The sequence below is a fragment of the Bradyrhizobium sp. B025 genome (assembly GCF_042257955.1).
Taxonomy (GTDB): domain Bacteria; phylum Pseudomonadota; class Alphaproteobacteria; order Rhizobiales; family Xanthobacteraceae; genus Bradyrhizobium; species Bradyrhizobium diazoefficiens.
This window is the reverse complement of the sequence record NZ_CP170150.1, coordinates 653,674-672,973: the sequence shown is the minus strand read 5'-3', so window position 1 is coordinate 672,973 and position 19,300 is coordinate 653,674. Positions and strand designations below refer to the sequence as shown.

The 19,300-nt window shown below is 66.5% G+C and carries 24 protein-coding genes and 1 tRNA gene; 9 read left to right on the top strand and 16 right to left on the bottom strand.

Features of this window, described 5'->3' with window-relative positions; translation table 11 throughout:
• Positions 1–103 precede the first annotated feature (103 nt).
• Both ACE10W_RS03190 and ACE10W_RS03185 read left to right on the top strand, forming a co-directional pair.
• A complete protein-coding gene (locus tag ACE10W_RS03190) occupies positions 104–673 on the top strand; it encodes a cysteine hydrolase family protein (protein ID WP_304550774.1) in 570 nt (189 codons plus the stop codon).
• A gap of 164 nt (positions 674–837) precedes the next feature.
• Complete coding sequence (locus ACE10W_RS03185; RefSeq protein WP_028173622.1) at positions 838–1,158, top strand: hypothetical protein; 321 nt, start codon at positions 838–840, stop codon at positions 1,156–1,158.
• A 49-nt stretch (positions 1,159–1,207) separates the two neighbouring features.
• Here the strand turns inward: ACE10W_RS03185 and ACE10W_RS03180 are convergent, their stop codons facing one another.
• The 8 genes from ACE10W_RS03180 to madL all read right to left on the bottom strand — a co-directional run bounded on the left by ACE10W_RS03180 (position 1,208) and on the right by madL (position 7,882).
• On the bottom strand, positions 1,208–2,479 hold the full coding sequence (locus tag ACE10W_RS03180; protein WP_304550773.1) for an NAD(P)/FAD-dependent oxidoreductase: 1,272 nt from the start codon (positions 2,477–2,479) through the stop codon (positions 1,208–1,210).
• 10 nt (positions 2,480–2,489) lie between these two features.
• The gene (locus ACE10W_RS03175; protein ID WP_161533171.1) at positions 2,490–3,200 is read right to left on the bottom strand and encodes a dihydrofolate reductase family protein; all 711 of its coding nucleotides are present in this window, start codon (positions 3,198–3,200) and stop codon (positions 2,490–2,492) included.
• Positions 3,201–3,219: 19 nt separating this feature from the next.
• A complete protein-coding gene (locus ACE10W_RS03170) occupies positions 3,220–3,888 on the bottom strand; it encodes an FABP family protein (RefSeq protein ID WP_304550772.1) in 669 nt (222 codons plus the stop codon).
• 218 nt (positions 3,889–4,106) lie between these two features.
• Positions 4,107–4,286, bottom strand: coding sequence for a hypothetical protein (locus tag ACE10W_RS03165; RefSeq protein WP_304550771.1), 180 nt, complete (start codon positions 4,284–4,286; stop codon positions 4,107–4,109).
• Between the two features lie 136 nt (positions 4,287–4,422).
• Entirely contained in the window at positions 4,423–5,742 is a 1,320-nt protein-coding gene (locus tag ACE10W_RS03160) for an aminotransferase class V-fold PLP-dependent enzyme (protein ID WP_304550770.1), read from the bottom strand.
• A gap of 224 nt (positions 5,743–5,966) precedes the next feature.
• Positions 5,967–6,686 (bottom strand): GntR family transcriptional regulator, encoded by a 720-nt coding sequence (locus ACE10W_RS03155; protein WP_304550769.1) that lies wholly within the window; start codon positions 6,684–6,686, stop codon positions 5,967–5,969.
• Positions 6,687–7,451: a malonate transporter subunit MadM gene (gene madM / locus ACE10W_RS03150; RefSeq protein ID WP_011084096.1), complete on the bottom strand. Its 765-nt coding sequence runs from the start codon at positions 7,449–7,451 to the stop codon at positions 6,687–6,689.
• Positions 7,448–7,882 (bottom strand): malonate transporter subunit MadL, encoded by a 435-nt coding sequence (madL, locus tag ACE10W_RS03145; RefSeq protein ID WP_304550768.1) that lies wholly within the window; start codon positions 7,880–7,882, stop codon positions 7,448–7,450. The genes madM and madL overlap by 4 nt, the downstream gene beginning before the upstream one ends.
• A gap of 193 nt (positions 7,883–8,075) precedes the next feature.
• Here madL and mdcA point away from each other — a divergent pair, with 193 nt between their 5' ends.
• Genes mdcA through ACE10W_RS03110 form a run of 7 tightly spaced genes read left to right on the top strand, consistent with a single transcriptional unit; the run spans position 8,076 to position 14,093 of the window.
• Positions 8,076–9,722 carry a malonate decarboxylase subunit alpha gene (gene mdcA, locus ACE10W_RS03140; RefSeq protein ID WP_304550767.1) on the top strand — a complete coding sequence of 549 codons (1,647 nt, stop codon included), beginning with the start codon at positions 8,076–8,078 and terminating at the stop codon, positions 9,720–9,722.
• 10 nt (positions 9,723–9,732) lie between these two features.
• Complete coding sequence (gene mdcC, locus ACE10W_RS03135; protein ID WP_028173631.1) at positions 9,733–10,050, top strand: malonate decarboxylase acyl carrier protein; 318 nt, start codon at positions 9,733–9,735, stop codon at positions 10,048–10,050.
• Complete coding sequence (locus tag ACE10W_RS03130; protein WP_304550766.1) at positions 10,047–10,961, top strand: biotin-independent malonate decarboxylase subunit beta; 915 nt, start codon at positions 10,047–10,049, stop codon at positions 10,959–10,961. Before mdcC ends, ACE10W_RS03130 begins: the two co-directional genes overlap by 4 nt.
• Positions 10,948–11,688 (top strand): biotin-independent malonate decarboxylase subunit gamma, encoded by a 741-nt coding sequence (gene mdcE / locus ACE10W_RS03125; RefSeq protein WP_304550765.1) that lies wholly within the window; start codon positions 10,948–10,950, stop codon positions 11,686–11,688. Before ACE10W_RS03130 ends, mdcE begins: the two co-directional genes overlap by 14 nt.
• Positions 11,681–12,328: a malonate decarboxylase holo-[acyl-carrier-protein] synthase gene (gene mdcG / locus ACE10W_RS03120; RefSeq protein ID WP_304550764.1), complete on the top strand. Its 648-nt coding sequence runs from the start codon at positions 11,681–11,683 to the stop codon at positions 12,326–12,328. Before mdcE ends, mdcG begins: the two co-directional genes overlap by 8 nt.
• Positions 12,325–13,173 (top strand): triphosphoribosyl-dephospho-CoA synthase MdcB, encoded by an 849-nt coding sequence (gene mdcB / locus ACE10W_RS03115; RefSeq protein ID WP_304550763.1) that lies wholly within the window; start codon positions 12,325–12,327, stop codon positions 13,171–13,173. Before mdcG ends, mdcB begins: the two co-directional genes overlap by 4 nt.
• The gene (locus tag ACE10W_RS03110) at positions 13,173–14,093 is read left to right on the top strand and encodes an acyltransferase domain-containing protein (RefSeq protein WP_304550762.1); all 921 of its coding nucleotides are present in this window, start codon (positions 13,173–13,175) and stop codon (positions 14,091–14,093) included. The genes mdcB and ACE10W_RS03110 overlap by 1 nt, the downstream gene beginning before the upstream one ends.
• A gap of 69 nt (positions 14,094–14,162) precedes the next feature.
• On the opposite strand, the gene ACE10W_RS03105 is transcribed toward ACE10W_RS03110, so the two are convergent.
• From ACE10W_RS03105 to ACE10W_RS03070, 8 genes are all read right to left on the bottom strand, one after another.
• Positions 14,163–14,238: transfer RNA gene (locus ACE10W_RS03105), tRNA-Phe, on the bottom strand.
• A gap of 197 nt (positions 14,239–14,435) precedes the next feature.
• Positions 14,436–14,618 (bottom strand): DNA gyrase inhibitor YacG, encoded by a 183-nt coding sequence (gene yacG, locus ACE10W_RS03100; RefSeq protein ID WP_011084078.1) that lies wholly within the window; start codon positions 14,616–14,618, stop codon positions 14,436–14,438.
• A gap of 167 nt (positions 14,619–14,785) precedes the next feature.
• On the bottom strand, positions 14,786–15,415 hold the full coding sequence (locus ACE10W_RS03095; RefSeq protein ID WP_011084077.1) for a Maf-like protein: 630 nt from the start codon (positions 15,413–15,415) through the stop codon (positions 14,786–14,788).
• Positions 15,416–15,570: 155 nt separating this feature from the next.
• Positions 15,571–16,038, bottom strand: coding sequence for a low molecular weight phosphatase family protein (locus tag ACE10W_RS03090; RefSeq protein ID WP_271556832.1), 468 nt, complete (start codon positions 16,036–16,038; stop codon positions 15,571–15,573).
• 6 nt (positions 16,039–16,044) lie between these two features.
• The gene (locus tag ACE10W_RS03085) at positions 16,045–16,542 is read right to left on the bottom strand and encodes a UPF0262 family protein (RefSeq protein WP_011084075.1); all 498 of its coding nucleotides are present in this window, start codon (positions 16,540–16,542) and stop codon (positions 16,045–16,047) included.
• Positions 16,539–17,834, bottom strand: a complete 1,296-nt coding sequence (gene hisD, locus ACE10W_RS03080) for a histidinol dehydrogenase (RefSeq protein WP_028173637.1) — start codon at positions 17,832–17,834, stop codon at positions 16,539–16,541. The genes ACE10W_RS03085 and hisD overlap by 4 nt, the downstream gene beginning before the upstream one ends.
• Before the next feature lie 276 nt (positions 17,835–18,110).
• Positions 18,111–18,554, bottom strand: coding sequence for a DUF2948 family protein (locus ACE10W_RS03075; protein ID WP_028173638.1), 444 nt, complete (start codon positions 18,552–18,554; stop codon positions 18,111–18,113).
• A gap of 82 nt (positions 18,555–18,636) precedes the next feature.
• The gene (locus ACE10W_RS03070; protein WP_304550761.1) at positions 18,637–19,296 is read right to left on the bottom strand and encodes an NAD-dependent epimerase/dehydratase family protein; all 660 of its coding nucleotides are present in this window, start codon (positions 19,294–19,296) and stop codon (positions 18,637–18,639) included.
• Between the last annotated feature and the right edge of the window lie 4 nt (positions 19,297–19,300).

Sequence of the window (19,300 nt, the reverse complement as noted above, 5' to 3'; positions counted from 1 at the left end):
GGCCACGGACCTGCAATGACGTCGCGAAACGAGGGAAGATTGGCATTGCGCTTCCCGATCGCCTCGCATATTCGGCCCGACAAGCCGTCCGAAAGGTCCGATCATGCCGCACCCCCACCCCGCCCTCATCGTCGTCGACGTCCAGCGCGCGTTCGACGAATGGGAGGCGGCGGGCAAGCGCCGCAACAATCCGGACGCGGTGGCCCGCATCGTCGATCTGCTCGCGGCGTTCAGGGCAAACGGTGCGCCGATCTTTCATATCCGCCACGAGGGCACGAAGCCGAATTCGTCGTTTCTGCCATCGCGCTCCGGCTACGCCGTCAAGGACGAGGCGCGCGAACAGGATGGCGAGCCTGTGACCGTCAAGCGCGTCAACAGCGCCTTCATCGGCACGGACCTCGAAGCGCGCCTGCGCGCAAGCGGCATCACCACGCTCGTCATTTGCGGCGCCACCACCAACCATTGCGTGGAGACGACGACGCGGATGGCCGGCAATCTCGGATTCGACACGCGGCTCGTGCGCGATGCGACCTGGACCTTCGACCGGATCGGACCCGATGGCGATGCGCATTCCGCCGAGGAGATCCATGCGATGACGCTGTCGAATCTCAACGGCGAGTTCGCGCGCATCGTCACCGCGGGCGAGGTGATCGCATCATTCGCGGCGAAGTGATGACAGCAGTGCGATCAATGCCGGTGATGCGACAATAAATCTCACGCCGCGCGATCATCCGCGCCGAATCGGACAGCACGTGCTGCGTCGTTTCGACGCCCGCACTGGCCGGAACGCAACCAGCGCCCATGTGTTGTCACACGACATTCAACTGGAGTGATGACATGAAGTATCTCATTGTCGCGATGGCCGTCGGTGCCGCGGCGCTTGCCGGCGGATCGGCGGCGAACGCGGCCAACACCACAAGCGCGAAGCAAAGCGCGCGGGGAGGCCAGCCGACCGACATCAGCGCGCAGCACAGGCACCACCATCATGGCTATCGCCATCATCAATGGCGCCATCACCACCATGGCTACTATCGTCCGCACTACCGGAGCTACGGCTATTACCCGCGGCACCACGGTTACTACGGCGGCGGACCGTACGGATATTACGGTGGCGGCGGTCCGGGCGTGACCTTCAGCTTCGGCGGCAACCGCTGGTAAGCCGGCGATCGCCTGCGAACGAAAGGCCCGCGACCACGCGGGCCTTTTTTCATCCGCGCAAGATCATCCCCGCCGTCTCCAGCCCGCTCGCCAGCGCCGCCTCGACCGTGCCCATGTCGCGGCCGCGATAGAGCGCTTCGCCGGAGAACAGCACCGCTCCGTCGGCGCGCGCGAGCATGGTTTGCGCCGCGCGCGTCCGCGGCGTGGCCCAGGAATAGGCGCCGCGGGCGAACGGATCCTGCCCCCAATTGGTCGCCGTGGCCGCGACGAGGTCGCGCGCGACGTCTTCGCGCGACAGGCCGAAGATGGTGGCGAGCGAACCGAGCCCGGCCTCGATCAACGCCTGCGGATCGAGGCCTTGCAGCTCCGCCGTCCGCGGTCCGCCGAACCAGCCGGTGAGCACGGGATGCTGCTCCGGATAGCGCGTCCACCACACCGGGATGGTCCGGTCCGACAGCAGGAAGGTCATATCCGCAAGATCCGGCTTTCGCTCGCGCCACCATGGCCGCGCAAACCGCAGCAGAATCTTGACGACGTTGCCGAAGCCGATGTCGTCGGCAGCCGCCGCCTTCGCGCGCACGCTCGCCGGAAGCGCGATCTCGCGCAGCAGCGGTAGCGGCACCGTGAGGATCACGCGGTCGCAGCGATGCACCCCGCCGCCGGCACCGCGAACGACCGCCGCGCCGCCTTCGTCCTCGATCGCCGACACCACGCAGCCGAGGCGGACCGCCGCGCCATGCCTGCGGCACTCGGCGGCGAGAAAATCGATCAGCGCGCCATAGCCGCCATCGATGCGCGCCTGCGTGTGGAGCCCGCCGTCCATCCATTCCTCGCGCAGCGCCAGCGTGGAGGCGCGCTCGGGATCGGCGGCATCGTAGCCCTCGACCATCCGCTCGATCGAATAGCGCAGCCCCTCATACTCGGGTCCGGCAAAATGACGGCGCAGGAAATCGGCGACGGTGAGATCGTCCTTCAAATCCCCGAGCACGGCATGCAGCTCCGCCTCGTGCGGATCATGGCGATCCTCACGCGAGAAATTTGCACCGTCAAATCTCCATAGCGTGCCTTCGATCTCCTGAAGGGACAGCCCCGCCTCGCGCAGCAGGGCGCGTGTCACCGGGGCATCGCCATGGACGAATTCGGCGCCGCCATCGGCGGGGTAGCCGAACTCCGCCGCCGGCAGCGGGTGGATGCGCCCGCCGCAGCGGTCGCGTGCTTCCAGGATCGTCACCCTCTTGCCGGCGCGCGCGAGCTCGCGCCCCGCCATCAGGCCGGCCGCACCGGCGCCGACGATGACGATATGCTGTGGTTTGTCCGACATGCCGGTGCTTTTACTTACCCACGGCCTGCGGATCGTTCTTGATCAGGTACCGCAGCAGCAGGACACCGCTGCCGAGCTCCCGCACCCCCTCCAGCGTCATCGCGGCGAGGGGCGCGCGCTTGTCGCTGTCGGCTTCCGTCGAAGAGAACACGAAGGGCGCGCCGCTTGCGCCATCCACCGCGGGGCTGAGGATCAGGTTGAATTCGTCGATGAGCCCGGCGCGCAGGAACGCGCCATTGGCGACGCCGCCGCCCTCAACCAGCAGGCGCTTCACGCCGAGCTCGCGGTTGAGGATGTCCACAGCCAGCGCGAGGTCGATCTCCGACTCGCCGGCGAAGATGTAGGACACACCCTCGGCGCGCAGGCCTGCAAGATGCGAATCCGGCACGCCCTCTGTCAGCACCACGACAATCGGATCGCCGCCGATATCGGAGCGGCCCCAGCCGATCTTGCCCTGCGCGTCGAGCACGACGCCATAAGTCTTTGCATCACGCCGCGCAAACCAGTTCTGACGCGGAAACGTCTCGCCCGAGGTCGCGGGATAGGGCTTGCCCTTGGCGAACTCCGAGCCGGTGACGCGGCCGATCACCCAGGCATCGCCGCCGAGCTCGTCGTGGATCTTCTCGAACCAGTCCGTGCCCGCGCCCTTCGGACGCCAGCGGCTGGGGTGCGTGCGGCCGTCCAGGCTGGAATGCATCAGACAGATGACATACGGCTTCATGCAAATCTCCGGACTGCGCTCAAGGCGCCGTTCCGCTGCCGCCGCTCTTGGCGCGATCGTTGACGATCACCGCGAGCGGATTGAGCTTTGGCGGCGCGACGAGCTGGAGCGTGTTGGTGTCGTGATGATTGAACGGCGCGCCGCGGACGAACAACTCGGTCTGGATCAGGTAGGTCCAGCTTCCGTCGTCGTTGAAGGTGATGTCGCAGCGGTAAGCGTCGGTGCGGAAGGCCTGTTCCAGGAAGTCGGTCGAGCAGATCCCGTAAGCGGTGTCGCCGCGCTTCGCCGTGACCGAAATTTTCCTGTCATCAGGTCCGGCCTTGCCCGAGGCGAGCAGCACCTGCCCGCGCGGGATCGCCAGCGTCTGCATGATCAGCCCGGTCGCGGGCTCCCACAGCCAGTAGCCGACCTGGTCGTGGAAGGTGATGTCCTCCTCGGGCGTGTTGATGTGGATGTGGTAGCGCAGGCCGTAGAACAGCTGCGGGCCGTTGGCCTGCGGATCGATCGGGTCCATCCGAATGCGCTCGATGAAGGTCCGCCGCTCCGGTCCTTCGGCCTTCGGGTTGACGTCGATCCCCTTGTCGGCCTGCCAGCTGCCTGCGAGGCGGCGCAGCGGGCCGAGATTGGCGAGACCGTCGGGCGAGACGTTCTCGGGCTCGGTGAAGATGTCGGCGGGAAGGGGAAGCATGAGTGTCCTCGCGGGAAGTTGCGGGGAGCAGCAATAGCACGGAGGCGGCAACATGGCTCGTGCTCAAGCCTCACAATCGCGAATGGACATCCGCGCCACGCGCAGACGATCGGTGGCCTTCCAGGGAGTTCGCGGGGGAAAATACGAAGCGCGGTCTCAATGGCTTGAACCGCGAAGCGGAGCCGAACCGATTGGGTTCGGCTCCGTCGCAAGGACGTCTAGTGGCGGTGGTCGCGGACCTCCGGCTGATTGCGGTGGTCGCGAACGATGGTCTGATTGCGATGGTCGCGCACGACGGGCGGGTCGCGATGGTCGCGGACGATGGTCGTCGCGTTCGAGGGCATCACCACGCTTGCCAATGCGATCGCTGCGAGAGCCACAAGGATGTAATTGCGCATGAGTCTTATCCTTTGCCTGGTGGATCACTGCGAGCCACCTGACAACAAGCTAGATTGACCGGCTCGAATGATATGTGCCGGCGATCACGCGATGATTGTCGATGCGCTGGCCGATTGCACTCCGCCCCGAGCGGGTTCAGCCCGACTTCGTACCCGTGATGGCGGCAAGCGCCTCGACGAGCCGGTCGAGATCGGCCTCCTCGGTGTAGAGCGCCGGCGTCACGCGGATGCATTGGCCCTTGGCGACGCCAGCCCGGCGAACCGTCAGGACCTTGTAGGTGTCCCTGAGCTTCGCCACGACGGCGTCGTTGTCGGCCTTGCCCGTCTTGCCGGCGAGGCGGAAGGACGTGATCGCACCATAGAGGCCAGCCTCATCCGGCGTCAGGATCTCGATGTCCTTGAAGCCGCGAACGCGACTGACCCAGTAGTCGCGCAGGTAGCGCAGGCGGGCCTGTTTCGCCGCGGCGCCGATCTGCTGATGCAGTTCGACGGCCGCGGGCACCGTCAGCACCGTCGCGAAATTGACCGTGCCGGTGTGGACGCGCGAGCGGATGTCGGTCGCCGGAAAATCCTCGTCGCCGAGGTCGCGGTCGATGTCGGCGAGGCGGTCCTTCCTGATGTAGAGGAAGCCGACGCCGACCGGCGCGCCGATCCATTTGTGCAGGTTGAAGCCGACAAAATCGACCTCGAGCTCGCCCACCCTGAAGTCCATCTGTCCCCAGGAATGAGCGGCGTCGAGGATGGTGTCGACGCCCTTGGCCCTGGCCATGCGGGCGATCTCGGTGACCGGCATGACGAGGCCGGTGCGATGGCTGACATGGGTGAGGAGGAGCAGCCTGGTCTTCGGATTCGCCTCGAGGGCGCGGGCATAGGCGTCGAGCACGGCCTGCCGGGTGGCCGGCTCCGGCACGTCGAACTTGACCACGTCGACACCGCGGCGCGCTTTGAGCGCATTCATGGCATATTGCATCGAATCGTAGTCGAGGTCGGCGTAGAGCACGCTGTCGCCGGGCTTCAGCTTGTTGTATCCGCCGATGAGCAGCTGCAGCGCTTCGGTCGCGCCGCGGGTGAGCGCGATTTCCTCGGGCGCAGCTCCAACCGCCTCCGCCACCCTGGCCCGCACGGCCTCGAAATCCGCGCCCGCGCGCTGCCGCGCGTAATAGGTGTTCTGATAGTTGACCATGTCGGACAGACGGATGAACTCGCGCCGCACGGGCTCGGCCATGATGCCCCAGAAGCCGTTCTCCAGATTGACGACATCGGGCGTCACGGCATAGAGCCCCTTCACGGCCGTCCAATAGGCCTTGTCGGTGGCGATTGCGACCGCCGATCCGGTCGGCTGCGCCGGCAGGCCCTCGGCGGCAAGAGCCGGCGCCGCCAGCGGCGCGACAGCTGCGGCCGCGAGGCCCTTCAGGATCGACCGGCGGTCGGAAGAAATTGTCTTGATCAGATGCATGTCCACCCTCTGCGCTGCGCGGCGAAAGGAGCAGCGATCAATGGAACACCGATGACAGGGCGGTGACAGTCTGATGATGCCGGACGTTGCCCCGGCAGGGAATACAATCTGGTTGGCCGCACACACCGGCCTCGTCAAAACGGGAAAGCCGCGCGCCCTCCTGGCAGCTCACGCCCGCACCGATCTGCCTGGCTTGCTGCAACAACGGCGCACAACCGCAATCGTCAGGCGTTGTCAGGTCCAGGCCCGTCGGCCGGTCCGCCCAGGCGATCATCGATGTAGCGCCGAAGCGCCGCAGCCGCGTTCAGCATATGCGCCCGCATCCTGCGCGATGCGGTGTCGCCGTCGCCTTCGGCGATCGCCTGCATGATGACGTCATGCTCGTCGCGGGACTTGCGAATGCGATCGCCATGCCGCAATTGCGTGCGGCGAAAAGCGCTGAGACGCGAGCGGACATCCTGCGCCTGCTCGGCCAGAAACGAGTTGTGCGTCGCCCGGTAGATGCATTCGTGGAATTCCCGGTTGAACGCGTCATAGGCATCGACGTCATTGGCCTCGACCATCTTCAGCGAGGCGTCATGCAGCTCGATCAAATGGCTGCGCTCGAGCGGGGTCATGCGATAGGTCGCGAGCCTGACGCACATCGCCTCGACCTCGGCACTGGTCTCGAACATGTCCATGATGCGCTCGGGCGTCATCCGCGCCACGACGAGGCCGCGCCGCCCCCGCACTTCGACCAGGCCGCTGACCACGAGCTGGCGAAGCGCCTCCCGCACCGGCGTGCGGGAGGCTCCGAAGCGATCGGCCAGCAGCTGCTCTTCCAGGGCGGAACCGGCGACGAGCGCACCCGAGGCGATCTCGTCGGTGAGCGCGTTGCGAATGCGATCGGAGAGCAGCCCGCCATCGTCCTCGGCGTCGGCTGCGACTTTCAACAATCCTGCCATTCAGCCTCCCGTGATCGCGCGCACCGCGAAGTAAAGAACAGAGGGCGCGACCAGACACCCGAGCCCGGTGTGGAACGTCGCCGTCAGCGCACCGTACGGCACCAGACGCCGGTCCGTCGCCGCCAGCCCTCCGGACACGCCGCTGACCGTTCCCATCAAGCCGCCAAACACCATTGCGCTGCGCGGATTGTTCAGACCGATCATCTTCGCCACGAAGGGCGTACCGATCATGACGATCACTGCCTTGAATACACCGGTCGCGATCGAGAGCGCAATAACCGGCGAGGATGCGCCGATCGCCGCCCCCGTGACCGGCCCCACGATGTAGGTCACCGCGCCGGCGCCGATCGTCGTCATCGAGATGGCATCGGTGTAACCGAATGCCGCGGCGACGAACACGCCCAGAATGAACGGGACGACAGTTCCGAGCCCAAGCGCGACCGCACCGATGGCCCCGGCCTTGCGCGCGTGAACGACATCGACCTCGAAGGCGGTCGCGACGATGGCGAAGTCGCGCAGCATCGCGCCGCCCATCAGGCCGATCCCGGTCAGCGCCGGCAGGTCGGCGACGCCCTTTTCACCGCCTGTGGCGAGGCCTCCGAAGAAGGCCAGCACGAGACCCAGCATGATCGCGATCGCCGAGCCGTGGATGCGTCCGAAGGTGAGGTATTTCGAGATCGCTCCGGAGACCCACATCAGGATCCCGACGGCCGCGAAAGCGGTGAGCAGCGAGTTTGCAGCTAGAATGTGCGATATCATCGTCATCCGATCCTCCCGGACTTGAAGTGGGGCATGCTCGCCTCGAGCGCCTCTCGCGCCTCGATCTCGTCCATGGTCTCGACACGGCCGCTGAGCCGGCCGATCAGGGCCACCATCGCGAAACACACGGCGACCGCGCCGATCCCCGCGATGACGACGATGGGACCGCCTTTGGCCGCAGCGACGACGTTCTGCTGCGCCGCCATGGCGACCACGATCGGAATGTAGAAGCTGCCCCAGAACTCGACGCCGGTCTTGAGACCGTGGCTGAGCAGGCCGTGCCGCACCAGCCAGAGCCGGGCGGCGATCAGAAACATCATGGCAATGCCGACGCCGCCGACATTGGCCTTAACGCCGAGGGCGATGCCGAGCAGGTCCCCCAGCAAGACCCCCAGCAACGTGCAGATGGAGAGCAGCGCTACGCCGGAAACGGTCACGGGCGCCTCCCCTGAACGAACGGAACTCCGGCCACGCGACTTGGACGCCTTGCATGCATTCGCATCTTAAATCTCCTCCTGTGTATGCGAATATCCATCGCTTATGAGTTTGCGTATACACTAATTGACATTAAGGCGCAATACGCATACATTCTGTACAAATGAAGGCAACCTCGCATGCCAAGGAGCCGAGATGAGCAATTGGGGTATGCAAAAGGCCGCTCTGGGAGAGCGCCTGACGGCCGGCCGGCGGCACGCGAAGGGAAAGATCGTCCCGCTCCCGAGCCTGCCCGCGTTTCTTGCGGCCGTGATCCGATCAGGCGACCGGGTGTGCCTGGAGGGCGACAACCAGAAGCAGGCCGACATCCTCGCCGCGGCGCTTGCGAACCTCGACCCCGCTGAGATCAGCGACCTGCACATGGTGCAGTCCGGCGTGGTCCTGCCCGCACACCTCGATGTCTTCGAGAAGGGCATCGCGCGGCGGCTCGACTTTTCCTATTCGGGCCCGCAATCGGCGCGCATTGCGCGCATGCTGTTCGGCCGCAAGATCGAGCTCGGCGCGGTCCATACCTATCTCGAGCTGTTCGCCCGCTACTTCATCGATCTCACGCCGAACGTCGCGCTGATCGCAGCGGTGAGCGCCGACAAGGACGGCAACCTCTATACGGGGCCGAACACCGAGGACACGCCGACCGTCGTCGAGGCGACGAGTTACAAAAATGGTCTCGTGGTGGCGCAGGTCACCGAGATCGTCGACAAGGTGCCGCGCGTCGATATTCCCGGCGACCTCGTGCATTTCGTGGTCGAAGCCGGCAGGCCGTTCTATGTCGAGCCGCTCTTCACCCGCGACCCCGCCGCCATCACCGAGACCCAGATCCTGACGGCGATGCTCGCCATCAAGGGCATCTACGCGCCTTACGGCGTACGCCGCCTCAATCACGGCATCGGCTTCAACACCGCCGCGATCGAGCTGCTGCTGCCGACCTATGGCGAGAAGCTCGGCCTCAAGGGCAAGGTCTGCACCCATTTCGCGCTCAATCCGCATCCAACCCTCATTCCGGCGATCGAATCCGGCTGGGTCGACCAGATCCACTGCTTCGGGTCGGAAGTCGGCATGGAGGACTATGTCGCGGCGCGCTCCGACATCTTCTTCACCGGCCCCGACGGCTCGCTGCGGTCCAATCGCGCCTTCTGCCAGACCGCAGGCCTCTATGCCTGCGACATGTTCATCGGATCGACACTCCAGATCGATCTCGAGGGTCACAGCTCGACGGTGACGACGAGCCGCATCGCCGGGTTCGGCGGCGCGCCCAACATGGGATCCGATCCACATGGCCGCCGCCACCCGAGCGAACCCTGGCTCAAGGCCGGCGCCGAAGCGGACCCTCACTCCAACGCCGCGCTGCGCCGCGGCCGCAAGCTGGTGGTGCAGATCGGCGAGACTTTTGGCGAGCGCAATGCTCCGCTGTTCGTCGAGCGGCTCGATGCACTCGAACTGGCGCGCGAGCTCAAGCTCGATCTGGCGCCGGTGATGGTCTACTCGGACGACGTGACCCACATCGTTACCGAGGAAGGCATCGCCAACCTCCTGATGTGCCGCAGCAAGGACGAGCGCGAGCAGGCGATCCGCGGCGTCGCCGGATACACCGATATCGGACGCGCGCGCGATGCGAAGCTGGTCGAGCAGCTCAGGCAACGGGGCGTGATCCAGCGCCCCGAGGATCTCGGCATCGATCCGCTCGACGCCGACCGCCGCCTGCTGGCGGCCCGCTCGATCAAGGACCTCATGCTGGCCTCCGGCGGCCTCTACCGTCCGCCCAGCCGCTTCCGCAACTGGTGAGGAGTTTCGCATGGAAAAACTCAGTTTCAGGCTGACCGCAGCCAGATCGGCCGGCGGCACCCGCGCGCAGGCGATCGTCGGCGTCGTCGCCTCCGGCAATCTCGAGGTCCTGCTGGAACGCGCCTCGCCGGCCGACATGTGCACGATCGACATCGCAACCGCAGCTCACGGCTTCGGCGCGGTGTGGGACGCCGTGGTCCGCGACTTCGTCGCCCGCCGCTCTGCCGGCGGCTTGCGCATCTCCATCAATGACGGCGGCGCCCGGCCCGACACGGTTGCGCTGCGCCTTGCGCAAGGCGTCCGCAAGATCGAGGAGCCGGAACGATGACACAGGCGGCAGCCAACACGGCTTCGCTGAGCTGGTACGAGGCGAGCGCCCGGCAGCGCATCGACGCGCTGGTCGATGCCGGCAGCTTTTCCGAATACATCGGCCCCGAGCTGCGCGAGATCAGCCCGCATCTTTCGATCTTCGACCTGCCGGAGCAGTTCGACGACGGCATCGTCATCGGCCGTGGCCGCCTGGAGGGGTCGCCGGTGCTCGTTGCCGCGCAGGAGGGACGCTTCATGGGCGGCGCCTTCGGCGAAGTCCACGGCGCCAAGCTCACCGGCCTCCTGCGCGCGGCGCGTACGCTCAAGCACGACGTGCTGATCCTGTTCGACACCGGCGGCGTGCGGCTTCAGGAAGCCAATGCCGGCGAGCTCGCGATCGCAGAGATCATGCGCGCGGTGGTCGAGGCACGCCGCGCCGGCATCAACGTCGTCGGCCTGATCGGCGGACGTGCCGGCTGCTATGGCGGCGGCAGCCTGATCGCCGGCACCTGCTCGCGCCTGATCATCTCCGAGCAGGGCCGGCTCAGCGTCAGCGGCCCCGAAGTGATCGAGACCAACAGGGGCATCGAGGAGTTCGACTCGCGCGATCGCGCGCTGGTCTGGCGCACCATGGGCGGCAAGCACCGCTATCTCATCGGCGGAGCCGACACGTTCGTCGACGACGAGGCGCTGGCGTTTCGCGAGGCCGCGATCGACGCGCTCAAGATCAAGCGTGGCTGCGACACCAGCGCTCTCGCAGCCGAGCAGAAGCGCCTGGAGCGCCGCCTGCAGCGTTTCGGTGAAGCCGAGGACGCCGTCGATATCTGGCAGGCGCTTGGTATCGACGCGCCGACCGAGATCCCCGCGCTTCCGACCGACGCGTTTCTACGCGCGGCAAAGACAAGGGAGAACGCCGATGACGCTCGATGACATCCTGGCCGGCCTGTTCCCGAACGGCCGAAAGATCGAAACGACCGGCGCGATGATCGCGGGAACGGCGACCCTGCCTGACGGCGGACTGATCCACGTGCTCGGCATCACGCAAGGACAGCCGCTCGGCGTGGACGAGGCGATCGCGCTCGCAGGGCGCGTGATCGAGATTATCAAATCTGGGGATCGCGCGCCGATCCTGGTCCTGGTGGATTCCGCCAGCCAGCGCATGAGCAAGCGCGACGAACTGCTCGGCCTCAGCGAATATTTGTCCCATCTCGCCAAGGTACTGCTGCTCGCGGAAGCGGAAGGACACCGCACGGTCGGCCTGCTCTACGGCGGCAGCGCGGCCGGCGCGTTCATCGCCACCGCTCTTGCCACCGGCACGCTGGTGGCGCTTCCCGGCGCGCATCCCGCCGTGATGGATCTGCCGTCGATGGCGCGGGTCACCAAGCTTCCGATCGAGGTGCTGAAGGCAAAGGCGGAAGCGACACCCGTTTTCGCGCCCGGGCTCGACAACATGGTCCGCACCGGCGGCATTCACGTCGTCTGGGACGAAACTGCGCCCCTGGCGCCGCAGCTTGCGGCCGTGCTGGCACAGCCTGCCGGACGGGACGAACGCAGCCAGCTCGGCGCGGAGCGGGGCGGACGTCGAAAGGCGGCCGAGATCGCCGATCGGGTCGTCGCACTCGCCGCGATATCGCAGCAGGGCGCGCAACATGGCTGAAGCGCACGCGCGTCACACCATGGTGAAGGCCTCGGCCGCCGGATGGGCGGCCGTGATGAGCCGCCACCCCGAACTCGCCAGCGAGCCGATCATCGACGGCTGGGCGCGCGCCGACCGCCCCCTCATCGTTCGCCGGCCGGCTTGCAGCGATGCCGCCGGCATGATTCCGCTCGGCCTGCCGCTGCCGCCCAGCCACGGCAAACGGCGCATCGCGTTCGCGCTCGCACCCGGCGACATCATCGCATCGGCTCCGCCGCCATCCTTGGCCGATGCGGCCGCCGCGGCACCTGCGCGCTGGCGGGAGACGATCGGCCTGCTGCTCCAGCTTCTGCCGGAGACACGCACCTTCGGCAGCCTGGCCTGGCAGCATCTCACCGGCCTGCCCTATCTTTCCGACAGTTCGGACCTCGATCTGCTCTGGCCGCTGTCGTCGGCAAGGCAAGCCGACACTCTGCCGTCGGACATCGGCCGGATTGCGAACCAGGCGCCGATGCGGCTGGACGGTGAGATCGTTGGTCGCGCGGGAGGGGTCCAATGGCGCGAGCTCATCGGTGCTGACGACGATGAAGTCCTCGTGAAAGGCCCCGCCGGCGTCATCAGCACGACGCGCGCCGCGTTTCTGACGGGGAATCTGTCGTGAACGTCGCGCTGAGATGGCAATCGACACCTACCAACGCGCCCGATGCGGAGCAGCTCGGTGATCTGGCGTCGCGTTGCCTGAAGCTCGAAGTCGAAACCCATCCGAAGCCGGGGCTCGTCAGCCATATCGACAATGGCGCGCACAGCGACATGGACGCCGGGCTCTTGTGCCGCAGCGCCGACACCTTGAGGCCATTCCTCCGTGATCTGGCGCTTGCCGGAGCCGAGGGCGCCGGCATGAGCCGGTTGCGCGCGATCGGGGTCGCCGCCGAGCGCGCCATGCTCGCGGAAACCCGAGGCGTCAACACGCATCGCGGCGCGATCTTCGGATTGGGTCTGCTCTGCGCCGCGGCCGGATATCGCGGTGCGCTCGGCATTCGCAAATCGCTCGGCGATCTGGTGTCGCAGCGCTGGGGCGAAGATATCCTTTCGGGTCCCATATCCTTGCGCAGCCACGGCGCCATGGCCTCGCGGCGTTACGGTGCCGGCGGCGCCAGGGCGGAAGCGGCTTGCGGCTTCCCATCGGTCTACGAGATCGCCCTGCCCGCCCTGCAGGCGGCACGACAGCTCGCGCCTTGCGATGAGGAAGCAGTTCGCGTCCAGACCTGCATGACGCTTATCGCCGACGTCACCGACACCAACCTCCTGCATCGCGGCGGAGCGGAGGGATTGCACTTCGCACAAGCCAGCGCATCCGCATTTCTTGCCGCCGGAGGCGTTGGACGTCACGGCTGGCGCGAGCGAGCCATCGAGATTCATCAGGCATTCGTGGCACGCAATCTCAGTCCCGGCGGCTCGGCTGATCTGCTGGCCATGGCCCTCTTCGTCGACCGGCTGGACCCCTGATGCTGGCTCTGCTCTGCGGTGGACAAGGCACCCTCTCGGACAAGATCTTCGATCTGGCCGCCGGTCAGCCTGCCGCGGAGCCTGTTTTCACCGCGGCAACCGCGCATCTCGGCGAGGATCCCCGGCAGTTCGTCCAGGCGCACAGCGCAGACGAGCTGTCCGCCAACCATGTCAGCCAGATCCTGACCGTCACATCGGCGCTCGCGATCCATGCCTGCATTGCCGACCTCCTGACCGAACCTGCGGCCGTCACCGGCTACAGCGTCGGTGAGATGACCGCCTGGAGCATTGCAGGGGTATGGACCGCCGATGAAGCCTTGCGACTGACGGCCGTTCGCGCGCGCCTGATGGACGGCGCCGCCGGCCGCGATGGCCGCCTCGGCTATGTCCGCGGGCTCGACCCGGCCGCGCTCGAACGCCTGCTCGGGCGGCATCGCTGCGAGATCGCGATCAGGAACCCCGATCGTCTCGTTGTCGTCGGAGGCGCCGAGCAGGACGTGATCGACCTCTGCGAGGAAGCGATACGACAAGGCGCCACACGCACAGGTCTGCTCGCCGTGAGAATCGCCTCGCACACACGGCAGCTCGAACAGGCCTGCCACCCCTTTCAACTGGCGCTCGACGCCAGCACACGCTCCGCCATTGCAAGCCAGCGCGTCCTGCTCGCCGGAGGCGATGGCGAGCGCATCTTCTCCGCGAGCAACGCAACCGCAAAGCTCGCCCGGCAGGTGGCGCGCCCGATCGACTGGTCGGCGACGCTGGAAGCCCTTGCGGAGCTGGGCGTCAGCAGGGTGCTGGATCTCGGTCCGGGACACGCGCTCGCCGAGATGATGCAGGTCTTCCTTCCCTCCATTCGCTGCTACGCGGCGGACGGATTCCGCACGGTCGATGGTCTGCGAAACTGGATTGCGGCCGAATAGCCAATCGGCAGCGCGAGGCTGTTGGAATTACAGAATTGCTTTGGATATCGGGCTGTTGGAAGAGCCGGGTGGTGCCCAGGGGCGGAATCGAACCACCGACACTGCGATTTTCAGTCGCATGCTCTACCAACTGAGCTACCTGGGCGTGCTGAGGGAAGGACCCAAAGAGAAGGTCAAGGCCCATCGAGCGGGCGGTTTATAGTGGGCTGAAGGCCGCCTGTCCACCCGGCTTCGCCTGAAGGCTACGCCGGGCGCGGCCCGGCTGTGCACAAGGTGTGGTGGCGTTGCCGCGGCTGGCGTGCGGCACGCTGGAAACTCAATTAAGTAATTGATATTGCTTTTCTATTCAACGTCATCCACCTCGTCGTCGCGGCCGGGAATGACGTAGGAGCCTTTCAGCCAGCGGTTCAGGTCAACATCGCGGCAGCGCGAGGAGCAGAACGGGTGGGTGGCTTGCACGGCGGGCTTGCCGCAGATCGGGCAGGTTTTGAGCGGGCCGGTGGGCATTTTGACCTGGTCGTCCATGATGTCGGCAGCTTACACGGGGTGAAAACGTTCAAGAGCCTGTCCGCAAACAGGTTCCTCGGGCGGACGCGCGGGGCGTCGCGGCCCGGGTCCCGCGGGCCAATTCTACTGTGCATGGGGTTGTTTTCGAGATTTTTGTTAAGACCCGTCCGGCGCGGCATTCGCGCTCACACGGCGGTGGCGTTGAGCCAGCCGAAGCGGATCGGGAAGCCCTCGCCGCCGAGCAGCGTCGTGGTCTCGTAGAGCGGCAGGCCGACGACGTTGCTGTAGGACCCCACCATCTTCACCACGAAGGAGCCGGCGATGCCCTGCACGGCGTAGCCGCCGGCTTTGCCGCGCCATTCGCCGGAGCCGATATAGGCCTGGATGTCGTCCTCCGACAGGCGCTTGAAGCGGACGCGGGTCTCGACCAGGCGCTGGCGGAAGGCCTCGCGCGGCGTGACGAGGCAGATCGCGGTGTAGACGCGGTGATTGCGGCCCGAGAGCAGCCGCAGGCACTGCGCGGCCTCGTCCACGAGATTGGCCTTGGGCAGGATGCGGCGGCCGACCGCCACCACCGTGTCGGCGGAGAGGATGAAGGCGCCGCGCAGTTCGTCGTCGAGCTGCACCGATTTCAGCGCCGCATCCGCCTTGGCCCTTGCGAGGCGATTGGCGCAGGCGCGCGGCAGCTCGCCTCGCTTCGGCGTCTCGTCGACGTCGGCCGGCCGGAGCGCGTCCGGCTCGATGCCGGCCTGGTTGAGCAGCGACAGGCGCCGCGGCGAACCGGAGGCAAGTACGAATTTGGGGCGGCCAAGCATCAGGTGATTTTGGGGATGAGGCAGGGGTGAATTGCGCGCGGAACCTATCGGAAGGGGGCTGATTTCACAACCCGGGAACCCGGACTTTGCTGATTCGAGGTTTCCGACATGCCTGTGCCTGCAGTCTGTGACGCGGGTGTTACGCCCGCCGGATGCTACCCGCTCGCTGCGCCCACTTTCGCGAAGCGCCGGCGGATGCGCATCAGCAGCTGGTCGCAGACCTCGCGGTAGGCGGCGAGCTTCTGGTCGCGGCTGCCTTCGATGGTGGTGGGATCGTGGGTCGGCCAGTATTCGACGTCGGCGGCGAGCGTGCGGGTCAGCTCCAGCGCCTTGTGATGGGCCTCCGGCGACAGCGTGATGATGAGGTCGAAGTTCAGCCCCTCCCAGTCCTCCAGCTCCTCGAAGGTCTGCGGCCTGTGGACGGAGATGTCCTGGCCGAGCTCGGCCATCACGGCAACGGCGAAAGGATCGAGCTCGCCCTTCCTGGCGCCGGCCGACTTCACGTAGAGGCCCTGCGGAAACATGTGCCGCAGCAGGCTCTCGGCCATCGGCGAGCGCACGCTGTTCATCGCGCAGGCGAACAGCACCGATTGCGGATCGCGTGCGCGTGGGGGCGCAGCCATCCGCGCTTACCCCTTCCAGTGCAGAACAGTAATGAGCGTGAACAGCCGGCGCGAGGTCTCGAAGTCGACCCGCACCTTGCCCTTCAGCCGCTCCTGGAGCGTGCGCGATCCCTCGTCATGGATGCCGCGGCGGCCCATGTCGATGGCCTCGATCTTGTCCGGGGTCGCGGTGCGGATCGCCTGGTAATAGCTGTCGCAGATCATGAAATAGTCCTTCACGATCCCGCGGAACGGCCCCAGCGACAACAGATGCACGACCACGGGCGCGCCGTCCTCGCGGCGGATGTCGAACATCAGGCGGTTGCCGGTGATGCCGATATGCAGCGTGAACGGCCCCTTCCCGTCGGCGCCCTCCGGCGCGAACAGGTTCTGCTCGATCAGGTCGTAGATCGCAATCGCGCGCTCATGCTCGATGTCGGGCCCGGAACGGCCGATCGATTCCTCGTCGAGGGTGACCGCGACGATGCGATTGTTGGAGTCGTCCTGTTCGGGCGGCTTTGTCATGACAGATTGAGGCGCAATCCGATCGAGCGCGAATGGGCGTCCAGCCCTTCCGCCTTGCCAAGTGTCATCGCAGCAGGTCCCAGCGCACGAAGCTGATCCGGGCCGCATTTCAGGATCGAGGTGCGCTTCATGAAGTCGTGCACCGAGAGGCCCGAGGAGAATCGCGCCGAGCGCGCCGTCGGCAGCACGTGGTTGGAGCCGCCGACATAATCGCCGATCGCCTCCGGCGTATGCGCGCCGAGGAATACCGCGCCGGCATTGCGGATCTGTGCGGCGAGCGCGTCAGGATCGATCGTCATGATCTCGAGATGCTCGGCGGCAATCGCATCCGCAAGTGGGATGGCGTCGTTGAGATTCTTCACCATGATGATGGCGCCGAAGTCGGCCCAGGAGGCGCTCGCGATCGCGGTGCGCGGCAGCGTCTTCAGCTGCGCCTCGACCGCCTTCTCGACATCGGCGGCAAGGCGTGCGGAATCGGTGATCAGGATCGATTGCGCACTCGTGTCGTGCTCGGCCTGCGCGAGCAGGTCGGCGGCGATCCAGTCGGCATTGCCGGTGTCGTCGGCAATGACCAGCACCTCGGAGGGGCCGGCGATCATGTCGATGCCGACCTTGCCGAACACCAGCCGCTTGGCGGCGGCGACATAGGCATTGCCGGGGCCGACGATTTTTGCGACCGGCGCGATGGTGGCGGTGCCGTGCGCGAGCGCGGCGACGGCCTGCGCGCCGCCGACGCGGTAGATCTCGGTGACGCCGCCGAGCTTTGCCGCCGCCAGCACCAGCGGATTGAGCTTGCCGTCCGGCGAGGGCACCACCATCACGAGGCGCGAGACGCCGGCGACCTTAGCGGGCACCGCGTTCATCAGCACCGAGGACGGATAGGCGGCAGTTCCCCCGGGCACGTAGAGGCCGGCGGACTCGATCGCGGTATAGCGCCAGCCGAGCTCGACGCCGAGCGGGTCGGTGAAGCGCTCGTCCTTCGGCAATTGGCGGCGATGATAGGTCTCGATGCGGTCGCGCGCGAGGCTCAAGGCATCCAGCGTCGCGGCATCGCAGGCCTTCACCGCAGCCTCGATCTCGGCGGCCGAAACGCGAAGGCCGGATGCGTCCAGTGTCAGCCGGTCGAACTTCGCCGTGGCCTCGAGCAGGGCCGCGTCGCCGCGCCTCGCCACGTCGTCGACGATCGCGCGCGCGGCGGCCTCCACGTCGGCCGAGACCTCGCGCTTGGCGGCGAGGAAGGCCGCGAATCGCTGGTCAAAATCGGCGCTGCTGCGGTCGAGACGAACGGGCATGTCTGGCTGGGCTTCTGGATGGTTTCTCGGGGCGATTGGCGCACCAGGTCCCCTGCTCAATGGCGCGACGGCCTCCCGCCGTCAACCCTTGCGAGACGTCGTCGTCGCCCATCGTCATCCTGCTTCGATGTCGTCCTGGCGAAAGCCAGGACCCATTACCCCAACTTGTTGTAATTGAAGCAGGATGTGGTTCCGGCCCACTCCATCACGACCACCGGTGGTAATGGGTCCTGGCTTTCGCCAGGACGACAGCAGGAGTGGGGTCATTCCCATTCCTCACCCCTCCGCTTCGATCCCCGTCCCCAGTTCGTCCGCCCCGAGATCGGTCAGCTCGCATTCGAGGCATTCGACATCGAGGCGGATGGCGCCGCCCTGGGCGAACAAGAGCAGTGCGCTGCCGCCGGGCTCCTCGTCGTGGCCGTCCTGGGGGTGAAACTCGATGCCGACGAGGTCCAGGACCTCGTCCGGGGCTCCAAGGTCGATGTTGCGCGATTTGCAGGCAAGCACGCGGTCGAAGCGAAGCGCGGCGACCAGCCGGCGCGGCTCGGTCTCGCCGTCCAGCGTCTGCTCCCAGTCCAGCCGGCTCATGCCGACCACCAGCCGCTTCTCGCTCTGCCGCCAGATGATGTCCGAGGCCTGCACCCGGGCATCCTGCACATGGGTGGAGATCACGGCGAGATCGTCGGCATCGAGCGCGATCAGTTTGAGCTGGGGCGACATCGCCGGCATTTCTCCTGGGGGGGCGGATACGGCCCAACGCGCGCGGCCGCGGAAATTTCCTTAGAACTAACGACCCGGCGGACTAGAGGCTATTGATATCCTCCATCTCCAGCACCTTGCGCGGATACCCCTCCCGGGCGACGCGGATCATGGCGCGGCCCATCTGCTCGGTGGAGGTGACGAGCCGCGGCGAAATCCGGCGCAGCACCGACCAGAGTGGCCAGGTTGCGGCGTACACGGCCTGCACCCAGGCGGTCTTGGAGCGGGCACCATGCAGGGGCTGGATCGCGCCGGGCCGGAACATGTAGGCGCCCTTGAACGGCAGCTTGAGCAGATCGTTTTCGGTCTTGCCCTTGACCCGCGCCCACATCCGCGAGCCCTGCTCGGTGGAGTCGGTGCGGGCGCCGCTGACATAGGTGAAAATCATCTGCGGATTGAGCCTCGCCAGCGTCGTCGCAGCGGCAAGCGTGAGGTCATAGGTGAGATGACGATAGCGCTCCTCGCTCATGCCGATCGAGGAGACGCCGAGGCAGAAGAAGCAGGCGTCGAAGCCGGTCAGTTGAGACTCGATCGCCGAATAGTTCGTGAAATCGTCGTGGATGATCTCGGTGAGCTTGGCGTTGCGCACGCCGGTCGGACTGCGGCCGACCACGAGCACGCGGTCGATGCCGGCATCGACCAGGCACTCGCGCAAGACGCCCTGCCCGACCATGCCGGTCGCGCCAAAGATGATGACTTGCATCGGG